The organism is Bradyrhizobium ganzhouense (assembly GCF_049949285.1).
Lineage (GTDB): Bacteria > Pseudomonadota > Alphaproteobacteria > Rhizobiales > Xanthobacteraceae > Bradyrhizobium > Bradyrhizobium ganzhouense.
This window is the reverse complement of sequence record NZ_CP181318.1, coordinates 7,666,256-7,690,857: the sequence shown is the minus strand read 5'-3', so window position 1 is coordinate 7,690,857 and position 24,602 is coordinate 7,666,256. Positions and strand designations below refer to the sequence as shown.

Below are 24,602 nucleotides of genomic sequence, written 5' to 3'. Positions count from 1 at the left end.
GGGCCGATCGGCCTTCCGTATGAAGCGCGTTTAGGAGCAATGGATGGCCACCAAGGCAAAGACGCTGCAGGCGAAGGACAAGGAAAAAGACGACAAGGCAGCGGACGCGCCGGAGAAGGACTCCCAGGACGCGCCGTCTCCCTTGCTCGATCTGTCCGACGCGGCAGTGAAGAAGATGATCAAGCAGGCCAAGAAGCGCGGCTTCGTGACCTTCGATCAGCTCAATGAAGTTTTGCCGTCCGATCAGACCTCGCCGGAGCAGATCGAGGACATCATGTCCATGCTCTCGGACATGGGGATCAACGTCACCGAAGCCGACGACAGCGAAGGCGAGGAAGACAAGGACGAGGGCGGCGAGGACGAGACCGACAACGAGCTCGTCGAGGTCACCCAGAAGGCCGTCACCGAGGTCAAGAAGAGCGAGCCGGGCGAACGCACCGACGATCCCGTGCGCATGTATCTGCGCGAGATGGGCACGGTCGAGCTGCTCTCCCGCGAAGGCGAAATCGCGATTGCCAAGCGCATCGAGGCCGGCCGCGAGGCGATGATCGCGGGCCTCTGCGAAAGCCCGCTGACCTTCCAGGCCATCATCATCTGGCGCGACGAGCTCAACGAAGGAAAGATCTTCCTTCGCGACATCATCGATCTCGAAGCGACCTATGCCGGCCCCGATGCCAAGGCCGGCATGAACACTGCGATGATCGCCGGTCCCAACGGCGAGAACGGCGAGGCCCCGGCCGAAGGCGGTCAGGCTGCTGCAGTGGCCGTGGGTGCGCCCGCCCATGTCGCGCCGCCCGCCGCTCCTCCGGCGCCGACCCCGTTCCGCGCCGCGCCCGCCGGCGGCAATGTCGGCGAGGCCGAGAAGGATCCCGCCGAGTCCGCCGCCGAAGCCGACATGGACGAGGACGACGAGTTCGAGAACCAGATGTCGCTCGCGGCCATCGAGGCCGAGCTCAAGCCGAAGGTGGTCGAGATCTTCGACAAGATCGCCGACAGCTACAAGAAGCTGCGTAAGCTTCAGGAGCAGGACATCCAGAACCAGCTCCAGAACGAGTCGCTCTCGCCGCACCAGGAGCGCAAGTACAAGAAGCTGAAGGACGAGATCATCGTCGAGGTGAAATCGCTACGCCTGAACCAGGCCCGTATCGATTCACTCGTCGAGCAGCTCTACGATATCAACAAGCGCCTCGTCTCGCATGAGGGCCGCCTGATGCGTCTCGCCGACAGCCACGGCGTGGCGCGCGAGGACTTCCTGCGCAACTACACCGGCTCGGAGCTCGATCCGCGCTGGCTCAACCGCGTCTCGAAGCTGTCCGCAAAAGGCTGGAAGAATTTCGTCCATCACGAGAAGGACCGCATCAAGGACCTCCGCCACGAGGTGCATCAGCTTGCTGCGCTGACCGGCCTCGAGATCGTCGAGTTCCGCAAGATCGTGCACTCCGTGCAGAAAGGCGAGCGCGAAGCCCGCCAGGCCAAGAAGGAGATGGTGGAAGCCAACCTCCGTCTCGTGATCTCGATCGCCAAGAAGTACACCAACCGCGGCCTGCAGTTCCTCGACCTGATCCAGGAAGGCAACATCGGCCTGATGAAGGCCGTCGACAAGTTCGAGTACCGCCGCGGCTACAAGTTCTCGACCTACGCGACGTGGTGGATCCGGCAGGCGATCACCCGCTCGATCGCCGACCAGGCCCGCACCATCCGCATCCCCGTGCACATGATCGAGACGATCAACAAGATCGTGCGCACCTCGCGCCAGATGCTCAACGAGATCGGCCGCGAACCGACGCCAGAGGAATTGGCCGAAAAGCTCGGCATGCCGCTGGAGAAAGTGCGAAAAGTCCTCAAGATCGCCAAGGAGCCGCTCTCGCTGGAGACGCCGGTCGGTGACGAAGAGGATTCACACCTCGGCGATTTCATCGAGGACAAGAACGCGATCCTGCCGATCGACGCCGCGATCCAGTCGAACCTGCGCGAAACCACCACGCGCGTGCTCGCCTCGCTCACCCCGCGCGAAGAGCGCGTGCTGCGCATGCGCTTCGGCATCGGCATGAACACCGACCACACGCTGGAAGAAGTCGGCCAGCAGTTCTCGGTGACGCGCGAACGTATCCGTCAGATCGAAGCGAAAGCGCTGCGCAAGCTGAAGCATCCGTCGAGGAGCCGGAAGCTGCGGAGCTTCCTCGACAACTGATCCAGATCGGTTGGCCGGCTCATCCCGGCCTTTGATCTCAATGAACGGCGGGCTGCGAAGCCCGCCGTTTGTTTTTGGCCGTTGGTCTAGTTTTGCTCGCCGACCATCTGTGCAACTATGAGTAGTTGTCGCGGTTCAAGATGGGCTGAGACCCATTGGGACTATCGGAGCGCTGGGAGGATAATTTGTCGGAAATTCACTATCTGTTTCGCTTTCGCGATTTGGTGGCGGCAACGATCGAGGAACACCAGAAGATTATCTCTCAGCACGGTTGGTGTTGGTGGGGTTGGTGGAAGCGCCCTTCTGAAGATAGTCGAAGCGACATCTGGGATTTGCTGGCGAAGGAGACCGAGGGAGGAAAATCGGTTGATGTTGGGCTTTTTGATTCGGGTACAGGCAGGGTGTACCGAGCTAAAGTTGTCGGTGTCACAAAGCCGAGCCAATCGGGGGCCGAAAACACGATCAAGATTCCAGAGGGACAAGCTGGCCATGTTCCCTCCTATTATCGGGAAAGCCCATTCAGTCGTGCTTGGATGAAGCTTCAGGAAATTGATCCGCAACCTCTAGATTTTTTCGAGAACTACTCTTTTGCTGAAGCTCCCAAATTGCCGAACTATGCGCCTTCGACTTTGATGCGCTTCTCGGGCAAAAAAATTGTCGGTGCTGAAGAACTTCGAAGCATGGATACCACTATTTGGCGTATTCGTCCCTCGTTGCCGACCGACCCCGCCGAACAGATATTGCTAAGCGTCCAGTCTCTGTCCGAAGCAATCTCAGCGGAAGTCGTGAGGTGCAAGAGCGACACGATCCTTCACCTTACTGACGCTCATTTTGCCGAGGGGAAAAATCGCAGCCAGCATGTGTGGCGCTATGATAGCGAAGGGAATGGCACGCGGCAGACGATGGTCGAGGCGATTACTACCGCCCTCGGAGGTAAGAAAGTTGGACTGGTTATCTTGAGCGGCGATTTTACTTTTATCGGCAGCGCCGCCGAGTTTGAAGAGGCCACGACCGCCATTCTGCACTTGTTGGGAATTCTCGATCTTAGCACTGACCATCTCATCTTGGTTCCAGGAAACCACGATATTCAATGGACGACTAATGAGACCTTCGATCATAATCTTCCCGTAGTGGAGGCGCCTGCCAAAGCCAAGGCGAATTATGAGCAATTCTATAGGCGTCTTATGCGACACGAACCTGGTAGATATCTCTCAATGGGACGCCGCTTCGCAATGCCTTGCGGTGTTATCGTTGAGGTCTGCGCTCTAAATTCCAGCTCGCTTGAAACAGGAGCGAACTTTCTTGCCGGGATGGGCCGGATTGATGAGGGCGCATTCGTTGACGCAGCTCAGCGGCTCGGGTGGGCGACAAATCAATCGTTGGCTATGAGAATCCTTGTTATTCATCACCATCTCGCTCTAACGGAAGATCTGGAGCTTGCTGAAGGCTACGGCAGAGGTTACGGGCTAGCGGTAGATGCGGTGCGTGTGCAACGCTTAGCTGCCCGTAAGGGAGTTCACCTAGCATTGCATGGCCATAAACACCGCTCGTTCATATGGCGCTCGACTGTCTATGAACTCCCGGAGCGGGCGCAGACTCAATATCGGCTTGGCGAGTTGTCGATCGTTGGTGGCGGAAGTTGCGGGTCTCGTGAAACCGACGGTTCTTCGAATTATTTCAATACGTTGACGATTACCCCAGGTGAAATGCGGCTCGACATCTATCGATCGATGTTTCAAGGTGCTTTTGGAGTTATAAGCGGTTGGAGCGCGAAGCTGTCGGTTGAGAGCGAGACTGGCTTAAGACTGGGTGATTGGAATAAGGTCCAGTGATGCAGCGGCCAGCAATATCTCTTGTCATCACTGACCTGGATAACACTGTTTACGATTGGCTAGCAGCATTTGTGCCGGCGTTTTATGCCATGGTTGAAGTGGCTGCACCCCTAATAGGTGTCTCGAAGGATGTGCTCTTAGACGAATTGAAAGCCGTTCATCAACGGCATGGAGATTCAGAGCATCCGTTCGCTTTGTTGGAGACGCAATCAGTTCAGAGGCTGCTCAGGGCAGACTCGATTAATGTGGCAGAGTATCTCGATCCAGCGTTTCACGCGTTCAATCGAGTTCGTAAACAAAATCTCAAGCTCTATGACGGGGTCTTAGAAGCTCTTCGCTATTGGTCAGACGGCTCGATCCCGGTCGTAGCGTACACCGATGCTCGAGTGATCAATTGCTTGTTCAGGCTAGACCATCTGCATATTAGGTCGTTTTTTTCAGCGTTGTATGCGCCAGCGCACGTATCAAAAGAGTTGGATGCGGAGATATCCGAGGGCGGTTTTGTCCGGCTACTTGGGGCAAGCGATCGAAAGCCTAATCCTCAGACACTTCTTGACATCTGTGCTCAATACTCGATCGCTCCATCAAAGGCGCTCTATGTCGGAGACAGTCTCGTTCGCGACGTCTATATGGCGAAACGCGCCGGTCTCCATTCGGCATGGGCCAAGTTCGGAACGCTCTACGACAAAGACCTCTGGCCGCCGTTGGTTCGCGTCACGCATTGGACCGAGGCAGACGTAGCCAGAGAGGATGGGTTGCGCGAGCAAGCACGTGGAACTGAACCAGAAGCAACGCTAGACCGATTTGACGATCTACTAAGGCTCTACGATTTCGAGCGGTCGGCGATAGCTTCATCGTCATCGCGACGTCAGTAGTCACGGTGCCCACATTGTTGTGGCGCCGATCATCGACTTCCAGTAAGTGGCGGGCCGCTTGTTTTTTACCCAGCATCGCTCGGCTGGCAAGGCTAGCCGGGGCTCATATCGGCCTACTTCTTCTTCGCCCCAACCCGGTCGAGGCTCTTGATCTCGAGCGGCGGGCGGCCGGATTTTTCGGCGATCTCGCGGTCCTGCTCCATGATGAAGGCGCGGGCGGGCTCATCGCCATCAAGGCCTCCGAGCAGCTCCGAGGGCACGCGCCGGTTGGAGCGTTGGGAGCCGTCCTCGTAGAAGACGTTGAAAAAGGCGAATTCGCCTTTGGGATTGGTTCCGGGTTTTTTGGCCATGGCGGGCTTGTCGTCGATAAGGGCGCCGCAGTCAAATGACTTCGGCAGTGGCCAGCGTCAATCTGGCAGCTTTCTGTGCAATCGTTTGGCGATCTGTTTGCCCGACCGGGGCGCCAAGCGTCCCGCAAGGTCCGATGCGACCCTTGCCCTCAACAAACGGCGGGCCGATAAGCCCGCCGCTTATGTTTGGTCTTCAGCGGCGCCCGGGGCTGGCAGGGCAACAACCTGAGATAGAAGGCTATAGCTTGCGCCCTGGTGTGGCAAGATAAATCGTCGTGGTATTGATGTCGCAGCAAGCGCATCAGACATGCAGCTGATGGCATCACGGGTTCGTGCAGTTTCGCAAAGCAGACGCTTGGATTCCTAAAATAGTTTGTTCATCTCATCGCGCTCTCGCAGCGCAGCAAGCACGCGCGCGGTGGCCGGGATTGAGCTGCAGGAGGCTTGCGATTGAGGGGCTTGCGACCATGCGCAGCGGGACGTCCGTGTCGTCGGGCATGATGGAGGATCGCACGACGCTCTCCGGATGCGGCGCGGGCAGGCGCCAACGACCGGAGTCTGCGATGCTGGCACAATACCCCTGTTTTGCCCGACGCGTCAACCTGGATTCGGAAAAATAGCATTCGATCGTCGCTGTGCTCCTACTGTGCATGGGGTTGTTTTTCGGTTTTTGTTTCGGCGCAGTTTGATCGCTATGATCGGTTCCGTGTCCGCTTTGACGCGAATCCAGTTCCCGGGCATGATCGCGCGCCGCCTTCCGCGCATGTTTCTCAAGGATTTTCCCGCATGTTGAGATACGTTTTCGCCGTCGCTTCCATTGCTTGTCTGGCCGGCGGGTCGGCCGAGGCCGCGCGTTGCGGCGGCGACTTCAACAGCTTTGTCGCCAGCATGAGCGCGGAAGCGCAAGGAGCCGGCGTCTCGGCAGGCGTGACCAGCGCGGCGTTCAGCGGCATCACCCAGGACGGCGCCGTGCTCGCCTTCGACCGGCGCCAGCGCTACACCTTCAACAAGAGTTTTGAGCAGTATGTCTCGACCCGCGTCGGTCCCGGCCGCATCAATGGCGGCCGCGCGCTGCTGCAGCGCCATGCCGCGCTGCTCTCGCGCATTGAGCAGCAGTTCGGCGTGCCCCGGCAGATTTTGGTCGCGATCTGGGGCCTGGAGAGCGATTTCGGCAAGGGCGACATGGGCAAGCTGCCGGTGATCCGCACGCTTGCGACGCTCGCGCATGACTGCCGCCGCACCGAGCTGTTCCAGGGCGAGCTGCTTGCCGCGCTCAAGATCGTGCAGCGCGGCGACCTGCCGCTGCGCGACCTCATAGGCGCCTATGCCGGCGAGATCGGCCAGACCCAGTTCCTGCCGTCGTCCTACATCAAATACGGCGTCGATTTCGACGGCGACGGCCATGTCGACCTCCGCCACAGCGTCGCCGACGTGCTCGCCTCGACCGCGAACCTGCTGCACTCGAACGGCTTCAAGATGGGCCAGCCCTATGACGAAGGCTCGGCCAATTTCGACGCGATGCGCGAGTGGAACAGGGCAGTGATCTACCGCAAGACGATCGGGTATTTTGCGGATCGGCTGGTCGGGCAGTAGGGCGGGCGCGACACACGCGCTGTCATCGCCCGCGAAGGCGGGCGATCCAGTACTCCGAGACGTCAGTGATTGATCCGAAAAGCCGCGGCGTACTGGATGCCCCGGTCAAGCCGGGGCATGACGCGGTGCGCGAGGCGCGGCTCTCGTGCCACGCGACTACTTCCCCTTCGCCATCTTCTCCAGCCGCCGCTGCAACGGCGCCCAGTACGTCCCCGGGCGGAAGCGCTGCAAGATATCCATGAACCTTGCGTCGTTGCCGATCAGGATGCGCGGCTCGTTTCTCTCGATGCCCCTGATGATGCGGAGCGCCGCGTCTTTCGGTGTGGTCCGCGCCGCGGTCTCGAACCGGTCGATCATCTGCGCGCGGCGCGCATTGTCGGTGACGCCAACCCCGGTGCGTGAGGAACGCGCGATCGACGTCGCAACGCCGCCGGGATGAACCACCGACAGTCTGACCGGGCTGGCTGCGATTGCAAGCTCATGCCGCACGCTCTCGGAAAATCCGCGCACCGCGAATTTGGCGGCCGCATAGGCCGATTGTCCGGGCGGCGCGATGATGCCGAAGATCGAGGAGACGTTGACGATATGGGCTTGTGGCCGCGTCTTCAGGTGCGGCAGGAAGGCGCGGGTGCCGTGCACCACGCCCCAGAAATTGATGTCGAACAGCCAGTCCATCTGCGCCTGGTCGATCTCCTCGAATTGCCCGAGCAGCGCCACGCCGGCATTGTTGACGAGGATGTTGAGCGCGGGATGCGCCGCGATCGCCTCGCTCGCGAATTGTGCGATGTCAGCGGGTTCGCTCACATCGACGCGATGCACGCTGACCTTGCGCTGAGCGCCGATCTCGGCAGCGAGGCTCTTCAAGCCCCCCTCGTCGCGGTCAGCGAGCGCGAGGTCGCAGCCGCGGCTTGCCAGTTCGATGGCCAGCGCACGGCCGATGCCGCTCGCCGCTCCGGTGATGGCGGCGGCGCCGCTAATCGCAGTCATGAGGGCTCCATCGGTGGGTTCTGAGGAATGCGCATCCGAACTGATTGCATGCGGTGCAGGGCTATTTTCCCAATTTGGATCCGAACCAGCTAGCCCCCTTGCGGCTTAATCCCGCTCGTTTTGGCCCACCTCGCCAAGGACCCCAATCCGAAGCCCGACGTGGTCGTCACCTCGGGCCGCCCCCTGGCGGCCCTCGCGGCGCGGCTGACCGTGTCGTGACTTCTCGGCACGCGTCAGGGGTGGTAGGGACGAGCCATGTCCTGGTCCTTCCTGCTCACCTCGCTCATTGTCGTCGCCTCGCCCGGCACGGGCGTGCTCTACACCCTGGCCGCCGCCCTCACGCGCGGCTCGCGCGCCAGCGTGGCGGCGGCCTTCGGCTGCACCCTCGGGATCGTGCCACACATGATCGCGGCGATGCTCGGCCTTGCCGCCGTGCTGCACACCAGCGCGCTCGCCTTCGCCGCGCTGAAATGGTGCGGCGTGGCCTATCTGCTCTACATGTCCTGGCAGGCGCTTCGCGAAACCGGGGCGCTTGCGGTCGACGGCGAGATCAAGGAGCGCTCCAGCAGCCGGGTCATCGTCACCGGCTTCCTCATCAACATCCTCAACCCAAAGCTCTCGATCTTCTTCCTCGCCTTCCTGCCGCAATTCATCGCGGCGGACGAGGCTTCCGTGCTGGCGCGGATGCTGGAATTGAGCGGCGCCTTCATGGCGATGACCTTTGTGGTGTTCGTGATCTACGGCCTCTGCGCGGCCTCCGTGCGCGAGCGCGTCATCTCCCGTCCCGGCGTGATGGCCTGGTTGCGGCGCTCCTTTGCGGCGGGCTTTGCCCTGCTGGGCGCCAAGCTCGCGTTCGCCGAGCGGTAGCCAACAAAAAAGCGGGCCTCGCGCCCGCCGTATTCAATCTCTCAACCTAACCCGATGCCCGGGCGGAGCATGCTCCACCCGGGCGAATAAAAGCAGCTGCGCTACTTCTTCTTCGCAGCCTTCTTGGCCTTTTTCTTCGTCGCCTTCTTCGCCTTCTTCGCTTTCTTAGCCATAGGATCCTCTTAAGGGTTAATGGTGAAACGCGACACGAGGAACGCTCGGCGGAGGGCCAGCCTCGCAACATCCTCGATGACGAACTCAGCAGATTCGCGCGCGTCTGCCCCGCGCTGTCACATCTGTGTCATTACGTTATCCACAGCTCAGATGCGTTTTCGGGTGATTTTTGGTCGCGAATCCGCATCGCGAAGCACGCCGGCGCGACGCCGCAACGACGCCGGCGACGTGCCTAACGATCTGATAATCGAGACGCGCTGTTCATGAATCCAAAACCAAGGGCGCGCTTTCGACGATCGCAGTGAGGTTCCGTTAAGTGCACCCGCGCATGATCCTCCGCAAGAACACGGGGACGGGCCATGAACGAACTTCTGCCGGAGACAGGGGGCGGGACGCTGCGCGTACTGCGGGCGCCATGCTGAGCGTACCGACGCTTTGGACGGTCATCATCATCAACTTTCTCGCGCTGGGTCTGATCTGGGCCTATGTCGCCCGTGCCTATCCGAAGTTCGAGGCGGCGCGATACTGGACCGCGGCTGCGGTACTGGCGGCCGTCGGCGCGGCCATAACGATGCTGCGCGAAGTGATGGATCCGGGCTTTCCGTTGATCGCAGGCGGCGCCCTGATGATCTTTTCGTCGTGGCTCGCCTGCATGGGCGTGGCCAAATTTTATCACCGTCCGGTGGCCTGGACCGCGGCAATCGCCAATTCTCTTTTATGCAGCGCTGGCCTCGCATTCTTCCTGTTCGTCACGGACAACATGGCGATGCGGGTCGTGATCTACTCGCTGGCGCAATCGACGCCGATTGTGCTGACGCTGCCGCTGCTCCTGCGCGGGCAGGAGGGCCGGGAGAATCCGGGTGCGCGCCTTGCTGCGATCGTGGGTTTCCTGCTGCTGTCCATCCACGCGGTCCGCTGTGCCGCGGTGCTGGTCGGCTATGGCGGGGCGATCACCGCGATCAACTTCAATGGTCTGCAAGCCCTGATGATCCTGTTGCTGGTGTTCCTGGCGATGGGCTGGAATTTCGCCTGTCTCCTGATGGCGATCGAACGACTGCGGGGCGAGGTTGCCGACCTCGCGCTGCTCGACGATCTCACCGGTGTCGCCAATCGCCGCCATCTGTTGCAGCGGCTGTCCGACGAATGCGCCCGCTCCGAGCGCAGTGGTGCGCCGTTCTCGTTGCTGGTGATTGATCTCGACGGCTTCAAGACCATCAACGACACCCACGGCCATGCCGCGGGCGATGCCTGCCTCCAGCACTTCACCCTGATGGCGCAGACGCGCTTGAGGCCCGGCGACTTGCTCGCCCGCACCGGCGGCGACGAGTTCTGCGTCGTGCTGCCGTCCTCCTCCTTGCGCGAGGGCGCGCTGATCGCCCGCCGCGTGCTCGAGGTCTGCCGCCGGGACGCCGCCGTCTGCACGGGCAAGGACATCCCGATCGCGATCTCGATCGGCGTCGCGGAATGGGACCGCAGCATCGGCCAATTCCCGGACCGGCTGATCGCCCACGCCGACCACGCCCTTTATGCCGCCAAGAAGAACGGCAAGAACGATTTTGCGGTCTATGATCCGGCCCCGCCGCTCTCGCCCGAGCCGGTCGAAGCCGCGCGCAAATTCGCTTGAACCCTGCTACGCTCGGGTCCGTTGCTGGATCCCCGTGATGCTGTCTCGCCTTCTGGCGGCTGTTCTCGCCGCTGTTCTGATCGCTCCCGCCGCCGCAATGGACGCCGAGCTTACAAAGCTCGCGCGCAGCAGCGGTACGCCCGACATTCCCGGCCTGAAGATCGTCTGGCTCGCGCCATGGGGCGATGTCGCCAACGCCCATGCCTGGCGCAACATCATCGTGCATCAGACCGAAGGGCCAACCGGCTCAGCGCGCGGCGGCGCGCAGGAGCAGTCCAAAAATCCCACCCGGCGCGGCGTGATGGTCTGGGTCGAGACCGACGGCACGGTGTACTGGTCGGTCGCGGACAATCTGGTGCCAACCCATACCGACGGCGCCAACCGCAACGACAACAAATACATCGACAACAGCGTGACCTATCACCAGGTCGTGCGCGACAATTCGATCGGCGTCGAGTTCGCCGGCAATTATCCCGATGTCGCAATCGGCCCGACCGCGGCGCAGGTCGCGGCTTGGAAGATCCTGGTCCAGGTCCTGCGCGCGCGTTACGGCATTCCGCTCGACCACGTCTATGCCCACAACTGGATCGACTTCAAGGACGCCCGCTATTGCGAAGGCTGCTGGCTCGCGACGCTGGCGCGGACGTGGGGGGAGTAGAGGACGGTCGGTGTCTTCCTTCGGCCGCGTCCGGACGACCGGCGGCCGAAACCGCCGGTGCCGAACGACCGAAGCCGAGCGAGCATTCCCCATTCAAGGGAAGGCCTTGGGAAGATCGCTGGAAGGCTTCGTGACGATCTGGTGCGCGTCGCGCCAGATCACTTCCCGCTGGCGCGAGGTCGTGATCGTACGCACCGGCAGACCACCCTCTTCAAGCAGCCAGGCGCAGTAACGCGCGCGGCTGACAGCCTCGCGTGCCTGAGGATCGAACCAGCAAATGCCCCAGATCGAGTCGCGCCGCTTGAAGTGCCGCGCAATGCGCCCGGGAATCGGCAAATGCTGCCCAAACCAAGTGAACTGGTCCGAGAGCTCCTGCCGAATCCAGTCCGGGCAGTTATTTCGCTGGATGTACCAGGACGCGCGAAAGAAGCCGCTCTCCACGCGGCTATGCGGGTGGATGAGCGGTGTAACGAACCGCAAATACATGACGACACGGCGCGACGCCGTGTTGCGTCACGCCCCTCGTAGCCGGATTGGATGGATGAAGAACAGCCGCGACGCGGCGTTCAGCTCATGACCGATCGCCGGTCCCTGGTGGGCAGCGGTCGGAACGTGTCGATCTCAACTTCATGCCGCCTCCCTCGAGAGCGTGAACAAAGCGGCGCGGTATTGCGCCGGGCGGCAGCACATACACCAGCCCATGTCCTGCGACAAGCGTGATCGAGACGAGCGGCGTCACACCGGCTGCGCCATCCAGCCGAACAAGCGCCGGATCAGTCCCGGCTGCTCTGGCAATTGCGGCGGTCCGTCTGCGGCGAGCACGCGTTTGAAGAAGTAGTCCAGGAACACCATGTCGTTCGGCTCGGTGACGGTGAATGTCTCCTCGCCGAAGTACACGCTGTAATTAAAGAAGAACGGTCCCATGATCGGGATCGTCGCGGTCGAGGCATAGTCCTTGGAGATCACGAACTCGCTGGGATCGAGCCCGTGGTCGCGCATGGCCTGCTCGACCAGCGGCAGCTTGCGCATGAACTGGGCGGAGAAGCCGCCGACGGTGGATTGCAGGATGATCGACACGGCGTGTGTCCGTTCTCTGGATGTGGCCCGACACTATTGGGTCGGCTGACCCGTCGCGTGCGTTCAAGATGAACCGCCGGCGCACCCTGCGAACGAACATGCTGCAGCTCACATACAACAAAAAAAGCCGGCGTTGCCGCCGGCTTTTCGTCTCTTTTCGATCCGCCAATTCGTGGGCCGCGAAAGCTTGCGCTTAGTGCGCGGCTTCCAGCGCGGCCTGTTCGGCCCTTGCGATCGTGCCCTTGACCGCGGACTGCACCTTCTCGAAGGCGCGGACCTCGATCTGGCGGACGCGCTCGCGCGACACGCCGAACTCGGCAGCAAGGTCTTCCAGCGTCATCGGCTCATCGGCGAGGCGACGGGCCTCGAAGATGCGGCGTTCGCGCGGGTTGAGCACGCCCATGGCGCCGTTCAGCGCGTCACGGCGTTCGTCATATTCCTCATGCTCGGCCAGCATGGCTTCCTGGTTGGGCGTATTGTCGACCAGCCAATCCTGCCATTCGCCGGCTTCGCCGTCGTCGCGGATCGGAGCGTTGAGCGATGCGTCGCCACCGAGGCGGCGGTTCATGTCGATCACGTCCTGATCGGTGACGCCGAGGCGCTTGGCAATGATCTTCACCTGGTCGGGGCGGAGATCGCCCTCGTCCAGCGCGTTGATCTTGCTCTTCGCCTTGCGCAGGTTGAAGAACAGCTTCTTCTGGTTCGCGGTGGTGCCCATCTTCACGAGCGACCAGGAACGCAGAATGTACTCTTGAATCGACGCCTTGATCCACCACATGGCGTAGGTGGCGAGACGGAAGCCCTTTTCGGGCTCGAAACGCTTCACCGCCTGCATCAGGCCGACGTTGCCTTCCGAGACGACCTCGGAGATCGGCAAGCCGTAGCCGCGATAGCCCATGGCGATCTTGGCCACGAGCCGGAGATGGCTGGTAACGAGTTGATGTGCGGCGTCGCGATCATCGTGTTCACGCCAACGCTTGGCGAGCATGTATTCCTGCTGGGGTTCCAGCATCGGGAACTTGCGGATTTCGCCGAGGTAGCGAGAGAGGCCGGATTCTCCATTGAGGACCGGCAAAGCAGCGGTACGGGCCATTGTTAAGCCCTCCAAAGGTTCAGGCCCCCGATAGCGGCGGGCCAGGCAGACGACCGCTTGGTTAAAGCCGGCCGTAGCTGCGATGTTCCGCGTTGGTCATTTCCAACGCAGGCGCAATATACCCCATGGGGGGTCAAAAAGGGAAGGATTGCTGACGTCACGTCCCCGTGTGGCAGCTATAACTTTTTGTAAGGTAAGGGTTTTCTCAAAGCCCCTGCGTCATAGCGCCGCTTTCAAAGCGCTCTCTAGGAGAAGCAAATCCTCCGGCAGGCCCGCTTCCCAGTGAAGAAGTTCTCCGGTGCGGGGGTGCTCAAGTACCAGCAAATACGCATGCAAGGCCTGCCGTCCAAGTGCCGTTAAAGCTGCTTGCGACTCCGGCCCCAGCTGGTTTGCCTTGGTCTTGAAATGCGGGCCGTAGACTGCGTCACCCATCAGGGGGTGGCCGATATGGGCGAGGTGGACGCGGATCTGATGGGTGCGCCCGGTCTCGAGCTCGCAGGCGAGCAGCCCCGCGATCGGCTTGCCGTCGCGGGCCGCGAAACTCTCGAGCAGCTCCCAATGCGTCACCGCCTCGCGTCCGCCCTGGCGCACCGCCATCTTCTCCCGCGCATGCGGATGGCGGTCGATCGGTGCGTCGACCGTGCCGCGGTGCCGGCCCGGTAGCCCCCAGGCGAAGGCCATATAGCCGCGCCGCATCGCGCCCGTCCGGCCGTGGTCGGCGAATTGCGCTGTGAGCGAGGCGTGCGCCAGGTCGTTCTTGGCGACCACCATCAGCCCGGTCGTGTCCTTGTCCAGCCGGTGCACGATGCCGGGCCGGCGCACTCCGCCGATGCCCGACAGCGAGGTGCCGCAATGGGCGATCAGGGCATTGACCAGGGTGCCGGTCTCGTGGCCCGCCGCGGGGTGCACCACCAGCCCCTTCGGCTTGTTGATGACGATGATGTCGTCGTCCTCGAACACGATATCGAGGGCGATATCCTCGCCCTTGGGCTCCGGCGGCGCGGCCTCCGGCACGTCGATTATGATCGTATCGCCGGATGCGACGTGATAAGCGGGGTCGCGGACCGCGGTGGCCTTCAGGCTCACGGCGCCCGCCAGAATCAGGGTTTTGAGCCTTGATCGCGACAGGTTGGGAAGGCGCGCCGCCAGCACGCGGTCGAGCCGGGCCGAGCCCTCGTCGCCTTCGACCGTGACCTCCAACCGTTGCGCTGAGCCTGAGCTATCCATGACGACGTCTGATACCGCTGTTCCCGAACCGACCCCCGAGCAGGCCGCGCTGTTTGCGCGGGTGCGGCGGATGATGCTGATCGCGGGGTTGACCTCGGCGCTGGCCATCTGCGCCGTCCTGATCGCGGTGGGCTACCGCCTTTTCAAGTCGGAGGGAAGGGCGCCCGAGCCCGTGGGCGACGTCACCGCCACCCTGCCGAAGGGCGCCAGGATCGTTTCCACCGGCGTGGCCGGCGACCGCCTCGTGATCACGCTCGATATCGGCGGGGTCACCGAGATCCGCACTTTCGATGCCCACACGCTCAAGCCGGCCGGAAAGCTGAAATTTGCCAACGAGCCATAAAAGGCCGGTTCAGTCCTTGCGGCGGACAAATTTCGAGGTTATTGGCTAGCCCTCACGCTCCCTTCGTCTAGCGGTTAGGACGCGGCCCTCTCAAGGCTGAAACAGGGGTTCGATTCCCCTAGGGAGCGCCATTTTCGTTTCGCCTGCGATCATCGCCTTGCTGCGCTTCCCCTGGCTTAGCGATCCTAGCCACAATTTCGGGCCGGTTCGTCTCGAGCCAGGCCACGGCGTCGGGTCCATCGACGACGCATTCGAAGGTTTCCCAGGTTGGGTCCTCCAGGGATTCCGGTTGCAGCCGGTTTGCTGCATACGCAACGAGCTCGTGCAAGCGTTCGTATCCTCGTCGGTGCTCGAGGGAATCTGCAATCGCCGTGCTGGCCCATCCTCGTTGGGCCAAATCGACAATGCTCGGAGCGTCAGCCTCGCTGAACCAGGGTGTGGCATCGAACTCGATGCAGCGGACATTGTCGGCCGTGTGGCACGTCGCGTGGATCATTGGATTGCTCCGTTCGCCGGCTAAGTTTCCCATCGCTGCCTCGTACGCCCTCAGGCTTTGACCAGATCCCCTAGCAGGTTCGCCGCCACCGTCAGCTTGGCGAGCGTCAGGCCGCTGGCGGCAATCTCCTCGACCGAGCGGCGGATGCGCGTCGCTTCGGGGTGAGCGGCGAGCCAGGTCTCGACGGCTTGCTGGCCGGACTGGCCGGTCGCCAGCATATCCGCGGCCAGTCTTCTTTCCGCGCCGGCGATCTGCTCAACGGCGCGATCGATGGCCATACGTTCGAAATAATCGTTTGCCGGCACACTGCGCGCGGCGGCGATGATCCGGTCGAGACGGAAATTCGCCTCGGCGGCGAAGAAGGTCGCGGCGGCGTCGCCGATCGGGCGGGTGGTGCGCTCCGCAACCGTCACGATATCGGGTGCCGAGACCAGAGCGTCGAGATCAGCGAGTTCGCCGGCGAGGCCGGCCGGGACACCGGCATCGATCAGGTCCTGCCGCCGCTTGGCACGTGCGGGCTGCAGGTCCGGCGGCAGGGTGGTGTCGAGTCCGGCGACGATCTGGCGGATAGCCGGGCCGAAGCGCGCGACGACAGCCTCCAGCCCGTCCTTGAAATCGACATTGCGGACGTACCAGACCATGCGGGAGAGCAGGAGATCCTGGACCGCCGCGTAGAGGCTGAGCTGCAACTGCCCGTCGATACGTGTGTCGAGCGCGTCGATCGCGTCATTGAGCCGCCTGAGCTCGTAGATCGCGTCCACCGCCACCTGCGCCATGACAATGGTCGAGATATCGGCGTCGGTCTCGTCAGTCAGGCGCACGATGCAGGCCGGGCCCCCGCGGTTGATCACAGCATTGACGAGACTGGTTGCGATGATCTCGCGTCGGAGGCGATGGAGCTCGACCGCGGTCGGGAACTTGTCGGGAACCTCGCGCGGAAAGTAGAGCGACAGTCTGCGGGCGAGATAAGGATCGTCCGGCACGCTGGTGAGGAGCAGGTCTTCGTAGAGCGTCAGCTTGGCGTAGGCGAGCAATACGGCAAGCTCCGGCCGTGTCAGGGCTTGGCCGCGCCGTGTGCGCTCGGTGAGCGCTGCGTCGTCAGGCAGGAACTCGACGGCGCGGCTGAGCAAGCCGCGCTGCTCGAGCGACTGCATCAGGCGGGTCAGGAAGCCGGTCTCGGCCACGCCCTTGCGCTCGGCAAGCGAGAGCGCCAGCGTTTGCAGGTAGTTGTTGCGCAGCACCACCGTGCCGACTTCGTCGGTCATCGCCGCCAGCAGGCTGTTGCGATCAGCCGGGCTGAGGCGTCCCTCGCGTTCGGGGCGAGCGAGCGCGATCTTGATATTGACCTCGACGTCGGACGTGTTCACGCCGGCCGAGTTGTCGATGGCGTCGGTGTTCAGCTTGACACCCTTCTGCGCGGCTTCGATGCGGCCGCGCTGGGTGACGCCGAGATTGGCGCCTTCGCCGATCACCCGGGCGCGAACATCGGCGCCTGCGATGCGGATCGGATCGTTGGCGCGGTCGCCAGCTTGATCGTCGCTCTCTGCCGATGCGCGGATATAGGTGCCGATACCGCCAAACCACAGAAGGTCGGCGCGCGCCTTCAGGATCGCGGTCATCACTTCGAACGGCGTGGCCTGCTCCTTGTCGAGATCGAGCAAGCTGCGCACTTCCGGTGCCAGCGGGATCGCCTTGAGCGTGCGCGAGAACACGCCGCCGCCCTGCGAGATCAGCGACTTGTTGTAGTCCTGCCAGCTCGATCGCGGCAGGTCGAACAGGCGCCGGCGCTCGGCGAAGCTGATCGCCGGATCGGGCGAGGGATCGATGAAGATGTCGCGGTGATCGAAAGCCGCTATGAGCCTTGTCGCCGGCGAGAGCAGCATGCCATTGCCGAAAACGTCGCCGGACATGTCGCCGACGCCGACCACGGTGAAAGGCATGGTCTGAATGTCGGTGCCGAGCTCGCGGAAGTGGCGCTTGACCGCTTCCCAGGCGCCGCGCGCCGTGATCCCCATCTTCTTGTGGTCGTAGCCCTGGCTGCCGCCGGAGGCGAAGGCGTCGCCGAGCCAATGGTTCTTCTCGGCCGAAATCGCATTGGCGATGTCGGAGAAGGTGGCGGTGCCCTTGTCGGCGGCGACGACGAGGTAGGGGTCGTCGCCGTCATGCCGGACGGTCGAATCGGGCGGCACGACGATGTCGCCGTCGAGATTGTCGGTGAGTTCGAGCAGCGAGCGAACGAAGATGCGATAGGCTTCGGTGCCTTCCGCGAGCCAGGCGTCGCGATTAGAAGGCGGCGGCAGGCGCTTGGGCACGAAGCCGCCCTTGGCGCCGACCGGCACGATCACGGCGTTCTTGACCTGCTGCGCTTTCACCAGGCCAAGGATCTCGGTGCGGAAATCCTGAGGCCGGTCGGACCAGCGCAAGCCACCGCGCGCAACCTTGCCGAAGCGCAGGTGAATGCCTTCGACACGAGGCGAATAGACGAAGATCTCGTAGAGTGGTCGTGGAGCCGGCAGGTCCTCGATCTTGCGTGCGTCGAACTTGAAGGAGATCACCGGACGCGGATGCCCATCCTCGCCGATCTGCCACAGATTGGTGCGAATCGTGGCCTGCACCAGGTTGGTGAAACGGCGCAGGATGCGGTCTTCGTCGAGCGAGGCAACGGATTTGAGCTGCTCTTCGACCTCGGCAAGCAGGGCCGTCTCGCGTGCCGAGCGCGCGCCATCCGTGGAGGCGAGGCGTGGATCGAGGCGCGTCTGGAACAGCGCGACGAGACTGGCCGTGATCGCAGCGTTCTTGCGCAAGGTCTCCCACATATAATCCTGGGTGAAGGGAGCGCGGATCTGGTGCAAATAGCGGGACAGCGCCCGGATGGTCGAGACTTCCCGCCAGCCCAGGGCCGTGCGCAGGATCAGGGCGTTGTACCCGTCGGATTCGGCGCGATCGGCGACCACCGCCATGATCGAGGCTTCCAGGCGATGGCTGAAATCCCGGCTGATCTCGATCGGCTGGCCGTCGCTGGTCTCGATCGTCATGTCGTGCAGCCAGACCGGCTCGGGCCTGTGACCGGGCACGATCTGATAAGTGCGTTCGTTGACCACGCGCAGGCCGTGATTTTCGATCACCGGTACGCGATAGGATAGCGACAACGGTGCGGCGTCCGAGAACACCTTCAGGCCGAAGCGCCTGGGATCGTCCTCCTCCAGGCGATGAACCGAAATCGTCACCGGGCGGGCCGGCGTGAGCTTCTCGATGGTCGCGATATCGGCGATCGCCTGTTCCGCCGTGAATACCTCGGTATAGCCGCCGCTAAAGGCCTGGGCATAGCGATTGGCGAGCATGCGCGCCCGCATGCCATCGGTGGAGTCAGTGAGCGCGGCCTTCAGCTTGTCAGCCCAGGTCGCGGCAATGGCGCTGATCCCGGCTTCGAGCGTGGCGCGCTCGACGACGGGAGTTTTGCCTTCATAGCGCCCGACGATGTAGTGGACGCGCGCCAGCGCCCCTTCAGGGAATGAAACGTAGGAGGCCGACAGCGTCCCCTTGTAGACCTGCGACAGGAAGGCACCGACGCGCGTGCGGACGTCGGTGTCGTATTTGTCGCGCGGGATGAAGGTGAGGATGGAGACGAAGCGGTCGAACTTGTCCACCCGCGCCAGCGCCCGGACGCGTGGGCGCTCGTAGAGGATCAGGACCTCCATGACGAAATTGTAGAGCGTGTCGACGTCGATCTGGAACAGTTCGTCGCGCGGATATTCTTCGAGAATATGCATGAACGCCTTGCCGGAATGGCCGTTCGGGTCGAAGCCGGCACGTTGCAGCACCCGCGAAACCTTGTGGCGGACATAAGGGATCTGTCGCGCCGAACGGGTATAGGCGCCCGAGGTGAACAGGCCGACGACGCGCAATTCGCCCTCCAGCCGGCCGTCGGGCGTGTAGAGCTTGATGCCGACATAATCCATGCGAATGCGACGATGAACGCGGCTGGAGACGTTGGCCTTGATGACGATGAGCAAAGTAGGTTCGTGCATGAACTCGCGGATTTCCGACGTCATCACCACCATGTCGTTGCCGCGGCGCAGGACTTTCGCATCGGGATCGCGGAGGATGCCGAGGCCTTCGCCGCTCGTGATGTCGTCCGACGCATCGCTGTCGGGCGAGAAGCGATATTCGCGTACCCCCAGGAAGGTGAAATTGTCCGCGCACAGCCATTGCAGGAACTGGTTGGCTTCCGCGACCTCGTCGATCGGCAGCGGCGGCGGGTTGGACGAGAACGTCTTGATCGCTTGCTCGACCCGGTCGCGCATGGCGCGCCAGTCGGTGACGCAGGCGCGGACGTCGTTCAACGTCCTCGTGAGGCCGTCGATCAGCCTCTGGCGATCGGCATCGGCGTCCAGGCGGGTGATGTGGAGGTGAATCAGGCTCTCGCGCGCACCTTGCGCCCCTTCCGGTAACGCTTCACCGTGGAAGCGCAGGAGCTTGCCTTGATCATCGCGCTCCACCGCGAGGATGGGGTGAGCGACGAGGGTGACTTCGATGCCCTGCTCGGTGAGCTCCGCCATCGTGGAATCGAACAGGAAGGGCATATTGTCGTTGAGAATCTCGAGCACGGAAATTTCGCGCCCGTCCGGCATCATCGGATTGACGACGCGGATATCGGCGCTGCCGGCCGTGCGCTGTTGCACGTGCTCCCAGGCCTGCTCCGCCAGGAAGGCCAGCGACGCGGCGTCGTGATTGGCGAGATCCTCGACATTGGTGTAGCCGAACAGGAGCTCGGCAAATGTCCGGGGAGCCCTGCCTGGCTGCACGCTTCCCGCTGCATCCCGGATCAGGGTTGAACGGGCTTTGTCGTCACGCCAAGCCATAGTGTCCTCCCTTTGCCGCGCCGTCCGATCGCAGTCGCGATCGTCGCTTTCGCACCGCGCGGTGGATGCATGACAAGTGCATGGCTCAAGCTCCGCCCAATGCCTGATCGAGCGGCGAGCCCTGGCTGTATTTCAGTGATGCGCCGAAATACTCCTGACGGTCTCGGTCAGCATATCACCGGACGCGGAACGGCTGACGTCACCCAGACTGATGATGCCGACCATCCGCTTGCTCTTGTTGATCACCGGCAGCCTGCGGATCTGCAGCTTCTCCATATGATGCATCGCTTTTGCGAGATCATCGTCCTCCCGGCAGCAATGGATACCGTCAGTCATCACATCGCGCGCCGTCGCGCGGCCGGCATCGAAGCTGTGGCTCGCGAGCCCTTTGCAGACGATATCGCGGTCGGTCACCATCCCGACCAGTTTGTCATCCTCGCCAACTGGAATGCAGCCGATGTCATGCGCCCGCATCAATTTGGCAAGCTCGGTGAGTGGGGTGTCGGGGCTGACCCAGTCGACACCCTTGTGCATCACGTCTTTGACTTTCATGGCGGAGCCTCCGTTCCTGGGTTTCAGGTGCATTGATGCAATGCAGCAGCGCCCCCCATTTTCTGAACTGTACTACCGATCGGGTGCGAGGTCGCAGGAGAAAGCATCATTCCCTGGCGATCCGACCAGACACACGCCGACTCTGTCGCCGCAACCCTCCTGAACAATTTAACAGCGGCTTCGCGGCCAAGGTTCCCGCCCAGGATCGCAAAGGCAAGTGGTGCGCAAAATCCTCAGTCGTGCGCGCTAAAGCGCCCGTGTGGTGCGTTGGCCGTCAGGCGCGCAAACTGCGCGTGACCCATATGAAGCAGCGTCTCGTGATCGCCGGCTTCCATATAGATGTCCGGCTGTGCCTCGATGCTGTCGTCGACGATGATATCCAGCCCGTAGCATTTGCCAACGGCAGGAACTGCACCGTGTGCACAGTCGCTGAACAGCCGATTGATCTCGGTTTCATTGGCCATGAGGACATTGTCGCCGAGACTTGTCCTCAGGTCCGACAGGCGGAGGTGATGCGATGCGGGCAAGATAGCCAGCATGAATTCGCCGTCGCGCCGCAACACGACGCCCTTGGCGAGGCGATCGCCCGAGATATGGCATGCCTCAGCCGTGCGAGTGGATGTCATGCTGAGTTCGTGCGGGACCACCTCGTATTGGATGTTCTCGGCGGCTAGGTACTTCTGGAGCGTGGGAGCAATGGCCATGACGTGACCTCCGGCGCAAAATGCAAACCGTCCACCGTGAGGTCTTCCCCGCAGACTCTCGCCGTAGGATGGGCGGCTGCCTGACTATAGACCCAACATAGGTCTTCCATCCGCAATTATATACGGGTTCGCAATTTTTTTCAGGGTGGCGCGCCCGACCGCGAAATCGAGCGACGGGCGTCTCTCATTTCCGCTATAATGAAACCATGACGATCGGGATCACCGGACCCGGACGCAAGGTACCAAGGCAAAGTGCCTTGGTCGGGCTCACCGTTGCGGCCGTCGTCATCGGGACCTGCCTCATCCTGCTCGCGCTGGCGAGCGACTTCCTGGTCGACTGGCTGTGGTTCTCCTCGATCGGTTATCTACAGGTTTTTTGGACAACAATCGGCGCCGAAGCCGTCATCTTTCTTGCAGTCTGGACGGCAACCACCGCCATCCTTTGGTTGAACGGATGGCTCGCACTGCACTTTGCCCGACGGCGGTCGATGCAGCCTGTCGCCGCTCCGCCGTGGAGCGCCGCGGGCAACGCGCCGCCGGATCTGCTTGCGTTTGTGCGCGATCGACCGCCGTGGCCCCGGTTGGTCGCAGGCGGTGCAGCTTTGCTCGCTCTTCTTGTTGCGGCGGCCGAAGCCGGCAACTGGAGCGTCTTCCTGCGATTTGTCTATCAGGTGCCCTACGGCGCAGACGATCCGCTGTACAACAAGGACATCGGCTTCTACCTCTTCTCACTGCCCGCCTATATCCTCATCAAGAACTGGATGATGCTCGCGCTCGTTCTGAACGGGCTTTTCGCCGCGGCGATCTACTGGGTGCACGGCGACATCGAATACGACGCTTACGGCCGATCGATTTCGCCGACAGCGATCGCTCATGGTTCCGCTCTGCTTGGTTTTCTCTTCGCGGTCAAAGCCTGGTCCTACGTTCTGGACCGCTATCTCCTGCTCTACGGCGACAATAGCGTCGTCGTCGGCGCAAGTTACACCGACGTGCATGTGGGGCTGCCGGCGTTGTGGCTGATGATCGGACTTTCGATCATCGCGGCGCTTGCCGCCTGGGCGAACGTCCGGGTTTGCACCTACCGGCTTCCGGCCGTGGCGATCGTGCTCGTCGGCGTCGGCACGTTCGTGCTGTCCAGCGTCGTCCCTGGGCTATTCCGGCAGTTCTTCGTCAAACCAAGCGAGCTGGAGCTGGAGAAGCCCTACATCGAACACAACATCGCGCTTACCCGGCAGGCATACAATCTCGATCAGATCGCAGCCAAGCCGTTTACCGCTGAGCAGAAGCTGACCCCCGAGGCGCTCGAAGCCAACAAGGCGACAATTGAAAATATCAGGCTGTGGGACTGGCTGCCGCTGTCGGATACCTACGCGCAATTGCAGGAAATCCGCACCTACTACAAATTCCATGACCTCGACGTCGATCGTTACTGGCTCGATGGCTCCTACCAGAGCGTGATGCTCTCGGCCCGCGAACTGCGGTCCTCCCTGCTGCCGCCGAATGCCCAGACCTGGGTCAACCGCCACGTGCTGTTCACCCACGGCAATGGCGCGGTGATGAGCCCGGTCACACGCAAGAGTGCCGAGGGACTGCCGTTGTTCTATCTGCGGAATATTCCTCCTGTCGCAGACGCCGGCCCCAGGATCGACGAGCCGCGCATCTACTTCGGCGAGCAGACCGACGACTACGTCATCGTCAAGGGCAGCACGCCGGAGTTCGATTATCCGAAGGGGAAAGAGAACGTCTATGCGGCCTATGGCGGCGCCGGCGGCATCCCGATCGGGGGAATGGCCACCAGAACGCTGTTTGCATACTATTTCAACGACCCGAACCTGGTTCTTTCAGACTACATTACGATCGACAGCCGGATCATGATCCGCCGCAAAATCCAGGAGCGGGTGAGCACGATCGCTCCGTTCCTCAGGCTCGATCATGATCCTTATCTGGTCGTCAGCAGTGGGCGCATGTTCTGGATGCAGGACGCCTACACGACGAGCTCCTATTTCCCGTATGCAGAGTTCGCACAAGGTCTCGATCTCAACTACATTCGCAATTCGGTGAAGGTTGTCGTTGATGCGTATAACGGGACTGTCGACTTCTACCTGATTGATCCCGGCGACGCGATTGCGGCGACCTACCAGCGCATCTTTCCGAGCCTGTTCAAGCCGTTCACGACGATGCCACCGGACTTGCGGAAGCACATTCGCTATCCGGAAGACCTGTTCTTGATTCAGGCCCGACTGTACCAAGCCTACCACATGGAGGCGGCCGACGTTTTCTACAACCGCGAGGATCTCTGGCAATTTCCGCGTCAGCCGGGTGGCGACGGCATCTCGACGATGACCCCCTATTACATCATCATGCGATTACCCGGCGAACCGCAGGCCGAGTTCTTCCTCATGCTTCCCATGGTGCCGAGCCGCCGCGACAACATGATCGCGTGGCTCGCCGCGCGCTGCGACGCGCCCGACTACGGCAAACTGATCGTCTACGAGTTCCCCAAGGACAAGCTCGTCTATGGGCCGTTCCAGATCGAGGCGCGGATCAATCAGACGACCGAGATCTCGCAACAGCTCACGCTATGGAATCAGATGGGCTCGCGGGTGATCCGCGGCGCGAATTTGCTTGTGATCCCGATCGACAACTCGATTCTTTATGTATCGCCACTCTATTTGCGGGCGGAGCATGGGCACCTGCCGGAGCTGAAGCGCGTGATCGCAGCTTATGGTGAGCGCGTCGTGATGAAGGAAACGCTCGCCGAGGCGTTGTCGGCTCTGTTCACGGAATCCGGTTCGGCGCCGGTCGCCTCGAGCAGGACGGAGGAGACGCCCCTGGCAAGCCCGACCGAAAATCAGTCCAGGGAGGCGCTTGATCGCTACAACCAGGCCGTGGAGCGATTGAAGGCAGGGGATTGGAAAGGTTTCGGCACGCACTTCGATGCGATGCGCGAGCTCCTGGAGGACATGAACCGACGCCCCATCGGCCAATAATGCCCCGGGCTGTTCAAGGCGGTTGTTGGGAGGCGATTTCAATGCATCGAGAAAGTCGGCGACGTCCACCATGATCAGCTTTCGGCACGGCCTTCGGATCTCGATGA

The 24,602-nt window shown here is 62.1% G+C and carries 19 protein-coding genes and 1 tRNA gene; 10 read left to right on the top strand and 10 right to left on the bottom strand.

Features of this window, described 5'->3' with window-relative positions:
- Positions 1-43 precede the first annotated feature (43 nt).
- The 3 genes from rpoD (at position 44) to ACLFLU_RS35725 (ending at position 4,898) form a co-directional block, all read left to right on the top strand.
- Positions 44-2,191 (top strand): RNA polymerase sigma factor RpoD, encoded by a 2,148-nt coding sequence (gene rpoD, locus ACLFLU_RS35735; RefSeq protein WP_426409366.1) that lies wholly within the window; start codon positions 44-46, stop codon positions 2,189-2,191.
- Positions 2,192-2,376: 185 nt separating this feature from the next.
- Positions 2,377-4,023, top strand: coding sequence for a metallophosphoesterase family protein (locus tag ACLFLU_RS35730; protein ID WP_426409365.1), 1,647 nt, complete (start codon positions 2,377-2,379; stop codon positions 4,021-4,023).
- Positions 4,023-4,898: an HAD family hydrolase gene (locus ACLFLU_RS35725; protein ID WP_426409364.1), complete on the top strand. Its 876-nt coding sequence runs from the start codon at positions 4,023-4,025 to the stop codon at positions 4,896-4,898. The genes ACLFLU_RS35730 and ACLFLU_RS35725 overlap by 1 nt, the downstream gene beginning before the upstream one ends.
- Before the next feature lie 113 nt (positions 4,899-5,011).
- On the opposite strand, the gene ACLFLU_RS35720 is transcribed toward ACLFLU_RS35725, so the two are convergent.
- Positions 5,012-5,248 (bottom strand): hypothetical protein, encoded by a 237-nt coding sequence (locus ACLFLU_RS35720; protein WP_027534326.1) that lies wholly within the window; start codon positions 5,246-5,248, stop codon positions 5,012-5,014.
- A gap of 786 nt (positions 5,249-6,034) precedes the next feature.
- Here ACLFLU_RS35720 and ACLFLU_RS35715 point away from each other — a divergent pair.
- On the top strand, positions 6,035-6,841 hold the full coding sequence (locus ACLFLU_RS35715) for a lytic murein transglycosylase (RefSeq protein WP_426409363.1): 807 nt from the start codon (positions 6,035-6,037) through the stop codon (positions 6,839-6,841).
- 156 nt (positions 6,842-6,997) lie between these two features.
- Here ACLFLU_RS35715 and ACLFLU_RS35710 read toward each other — a convergent pair whose 3' ends face one another.
- Positions 6,998-7,828: an SDR family NAD(P)-dependent oxidoreductase gene (locus ACLFLU_RS35710; RefSeq protein ID WP_426409362.1), complete on the bottom strand. Its 831-nt coding sequence runs from the start codon at positions 7,826-7,828 to the stop codon at positions 6,998-7,000.
- A gap of 255 nt (positions 7,829-8,083) precedes the next feature.
- On the opposite strand from ACLFLU_RS35710, the gene ACLFLU_RS35705 reads away from it, so the two are divergent.
- The 3 genes from ACLFLU_RS35705 (at position 8,084) to ACLFLU_RS35695 (ending at position 11,151) form a co-directional block, all read left to right on the top strand.
- Complete coding sequence (locus ACLFLU_RS35705; RefSeq protein ID WP_426409361.1) at positions 8,084-8,695, top strand: LysE family translocator; 612 nt, start codon at positions 8,084-8,086, stop codon at positions 8,693-8,695.
- A 589-nt stretch (positions 8,696-9,284) separates the two neighbouring features.
- Positions 9,285-10,493, top strand: a complete 1,209-nt coding sequence (locus ACLFLU_RS35700; RefSeq protein WP_426409360.1) for a GGDEF domain-containing protein — start codon at positions 9,285-9,287, stop codon at positions 10,491-10,493.
- Between the two features lie 34 nt (positions 10,494-10,527).
- Positions 10,528-11,151, top strand: coding sequence for a peptidoglycan recognition protein family protein (locus ACLFLU_RS35695; RefSeq protein ID WP_426409359.1), 624 nt, complete (start codon positions 10,528-10,530; stop codon positions 11,149-11,151).
- 93 nt (positions 11,152-11,244) lie between these two features.
- On the opposite strand, the gene ACLFLU_RS35690 is transcribed toward ACLFLU_RS35695, so the two are convergent.
- The 4 genes from ACLFLU_RS35690 to ACLFLU_RS35675 form a co-directional block, all read right to left on the bottom strand.
- Positions 11,245-11,637, bottom strand: a complete 393-nt coding sequence (locus ACLFLU_RS35690; protein WP_426409358.1) for a hypothetical protein — start codon at positions 11,635-11,637, stop codon at positions 11,245-11,247.
- Positions 11,638-11,886: 249 nt separating this feature from the next.
- Positions 11,887-12,228, bottom strand: a complete 342-nt coding sequence (locus tag ACLFLU_RS35685; protein ID WP_426409357.1) for a hypothetical protein — start codon at positions 12,226-12,228, stop codon at positions 11,887-11,889.
- A gap of 193 nt (positions 12,229-12,421) precedes the next feature.
- Positions 12,422-13,321 carry an RNA polymerase sigma factor RpoH gene (rpoH, locus tag ACLFLU_RS35680; RefSeq protein WP_426409356.1) on the bottom strand — a complete coding sequence of 300 codons (900 nt, stop codon included), beginning with the start codon at positions 13,319-13,321 and terminating at the stop codon, positions 12,422-12,424.
- Between the two features lie 219 nt (positions 13,322-13,540).
- Positions 13,541-14,548 carry an RluA family pseudouridine synthase gene (locus ACLFLU_RS35675; protein ID WP_426409355.1) on the bottom strand — a complete coding sequence of 336 codons (1,008 nt, stop codon included), beginning with the start codon at positions 14,546-14,548 and terminating at the stop codon, positions 13,541-13,543.
- On the opposite strand from ACLFLU_RS35675, the gene ACLFLU_RS35670 reads away from it, so the two are divergent.
- Positions 14,547-14,891: a hypothetical protein gene (locus ACLFLU_RS35670; protein ID WP_426409354.1), complete on the top strand. Its 345-nt coding sequence runs from the start codon at positions 14,547-14,549 to the stop codon at positions 14,889-14,891. The two genes, ACLFLU_RS35675 and ACLFLU_RS35670, sit on opposite strands and share 2 nt — an antisense overlap.
- Positions 14,892-14,947: 56 nt before the next feature.
- A tRNA-Glu gene (locus ACLFLU_RS35665) sits at positions 14,948-15,022 on the top strand.
- On the opposite strand, the gene ACLFLU_RS35660 is transcribed toward ACLFLU_RS35665, so the two are convergent.
- From ACLFLU_RS35660 to ACLFLU_RS35645, 4 genes are all read right to left on the bottom strand, one after another.
- Entirely contained in the window at positions 15,010-15,387 is a 378-nt protein-coding gene (locus ACLFLU_RS35660) for a hypothetical protein (RefSeq protein ID WP_426409353.1), read from the bottom strand. The genes ACLFLU_RS35665 and ACLFLU_RS35660 overlap by 13 nt on opposite strands.
- A gap of 50 nt (positions 15,388-15,437) precedes the next feature.
- Entirely contained in the window at positions 15,438-20,249 is a 4,812-nt protein-coding gene (locus ACLFLU_RS35655; RefSeq protein ID WP_426409352.1) for an NAD-glutamate dehydrogenase, read from the bottom strand.
- A gap of 132 nt (positions 20,250-20,381) precedes the next feature.
- Positions 20,382-20,801, bottom strand: a complete 420-nt coding sequence (locus ACLFLU_RS35650; RefSeq protein WP_426414140.1) for a CBS domain-containing protein — start codon at positions 20,799-20,801, stop codon at positions 20,382-20,384.
- Positions 20,802-21,034: 233 nt separating this feature from the next.
- A complete protein-coding gene (locus tag ACLFLU_RS35645; protein ID WP_426409351.1) occupies positions 21,035-21,505 on the bottom strand; it encodes an aminoacyl-tRNA deacylase in 471 nt (156 codons plus the stop codon).
- 206 nt (positions 21,506-21,711) lie between these two features.
- Between ACLFLU_RS35645 and ACLFLU_RS35640 the strand changes: the two genes are divergently transcribed.
- Positions 21,712-24,495 (top strand): UPF0182 family protein, encoded by a 2,784-nt coding sequence (locus ACLFLU_RS35640; protein ID WP_426409350.1) that lies wholly within the window; start codon positions 21,712-21,714, stop codon positions 24,493-24,495.
- The last annotated feature ends 107 nt before the right edge of the window (positions 24,496-24,602 follow it).

Bases quoted from the DNA above. Each gene is read 5' to 3' on its own strand.
- rpoH (WP_426409356.1), bottom strand. From the start codon at position 13,321: ATGGCCCGTACCGCTGCTTTGCCGGTCCTCAATGGAGAATCCGGCCTC.
- ACLFLU_RS35705 (WP_426409361.1), top strand. From the start codon at position 8,084: ATGTCCTGGTCCTTCCTGCTCACCTCGCTCATTGTCGTCGCCTCGCCC.
- ACLFLU_RS35710 (WP_426409362.1), bottom strand. From the start codon at position 7,828: ATGACTGCGATTAGCGGCGCCGCCGCCATCACCGGAGCGGCGAGCGGC.
- ACLFLU_RS35650 (WP_426414140.1), bottom strand. From the start codon at position 20,801: ATGAAAGTCAAAGACGTGATGCACAAGGGTGTCGACTGGGTCAGCCCC.
- ACLFLU_RS35655 (WP_426409352.1), bottom strand. From the start codon at position 20,249: ATGGCTTGGCGTGACGACAAAGCCCGTTCAACCCTGATCCGGGATGCA.
- ACLFLU_RS35725 (WP_426409364.1), top strand. From the start codon at position 4,023: ATGCAGCGGCCAGCAATATCTCTTGTCATCACTGACCTGGATAACACT.
- rpoD (WP_426409366.1), top strand. From the start codon at position 44: ATGGCCACCAAGGCAAAGACGCTGCAGGCGAAGGACAAGGAAAAAGAC.
- ACLFLU_RS35700 (WP_426409360.1), top strand. From the start codon at position 9,285: ATGCTGAGCGTACCGACGCTTTGGACGGTCATCATCATCAACTTTCTC.
- ACLFLU_RS35675 (WP_426409355.1), bottom strand. From the start codon at position 14,548: ATGGATAGCTCAGGCTCAGCGCAACGGTTGGAGGTCACGGTCGAAGGC.
- ACLFLU_RS35645 (WP_426409351.1), bottom strand. From the start codon at position 21,505: ATGGCCATTGCTCCCACGCTCCAGAAGTACCTAGCCGCCGAGAACATC.
- ACLFLU_RS35660 (WP_426409353.1), bottom strand. From the start codon at position 15,387: ATGATCCACGCGACGTGCCACACGGCCGACAATGTCCGCTGCATCGAG.
- ACLFLU_RS35670 (WP_426409354.1), top strand. From the start codon at position 14,547: ATGACGACGTCTGATACCGCTGTTCCCGAACCGACCCCCGAGCAGGCC.
- ACLFLU_RS35690 (WP_426409358.1), bottom strand. From the start codon at position 11,637: ATGTATTTGCGGTTCGTTACACCGCTCATCCACCCGCATAGCCGCGTG.
- ACLFLU_RS35640 (WP_426409350.1), top strand. From the start codon at position 21,712: ATGACGATCGGGATCACCGGACCCGGACGCAAGGTACCAAGGCAAAGT.
- ACLFLU_RS35715 (WP_426409363.1), top strand. From the start codon at position 6,035: ATGTTGAGATACGTTTTCGCCGTCGCTTCCATTGCTTGTCTGGCCGGC.
- ACLFLU_RS35720 (WP_027534326.1), bottom strand. From the start codon at position 5,248: ATGGCCAAAAAACCCGGAACCAATCCCAAAGGCGAATTCGCCTTTTTC.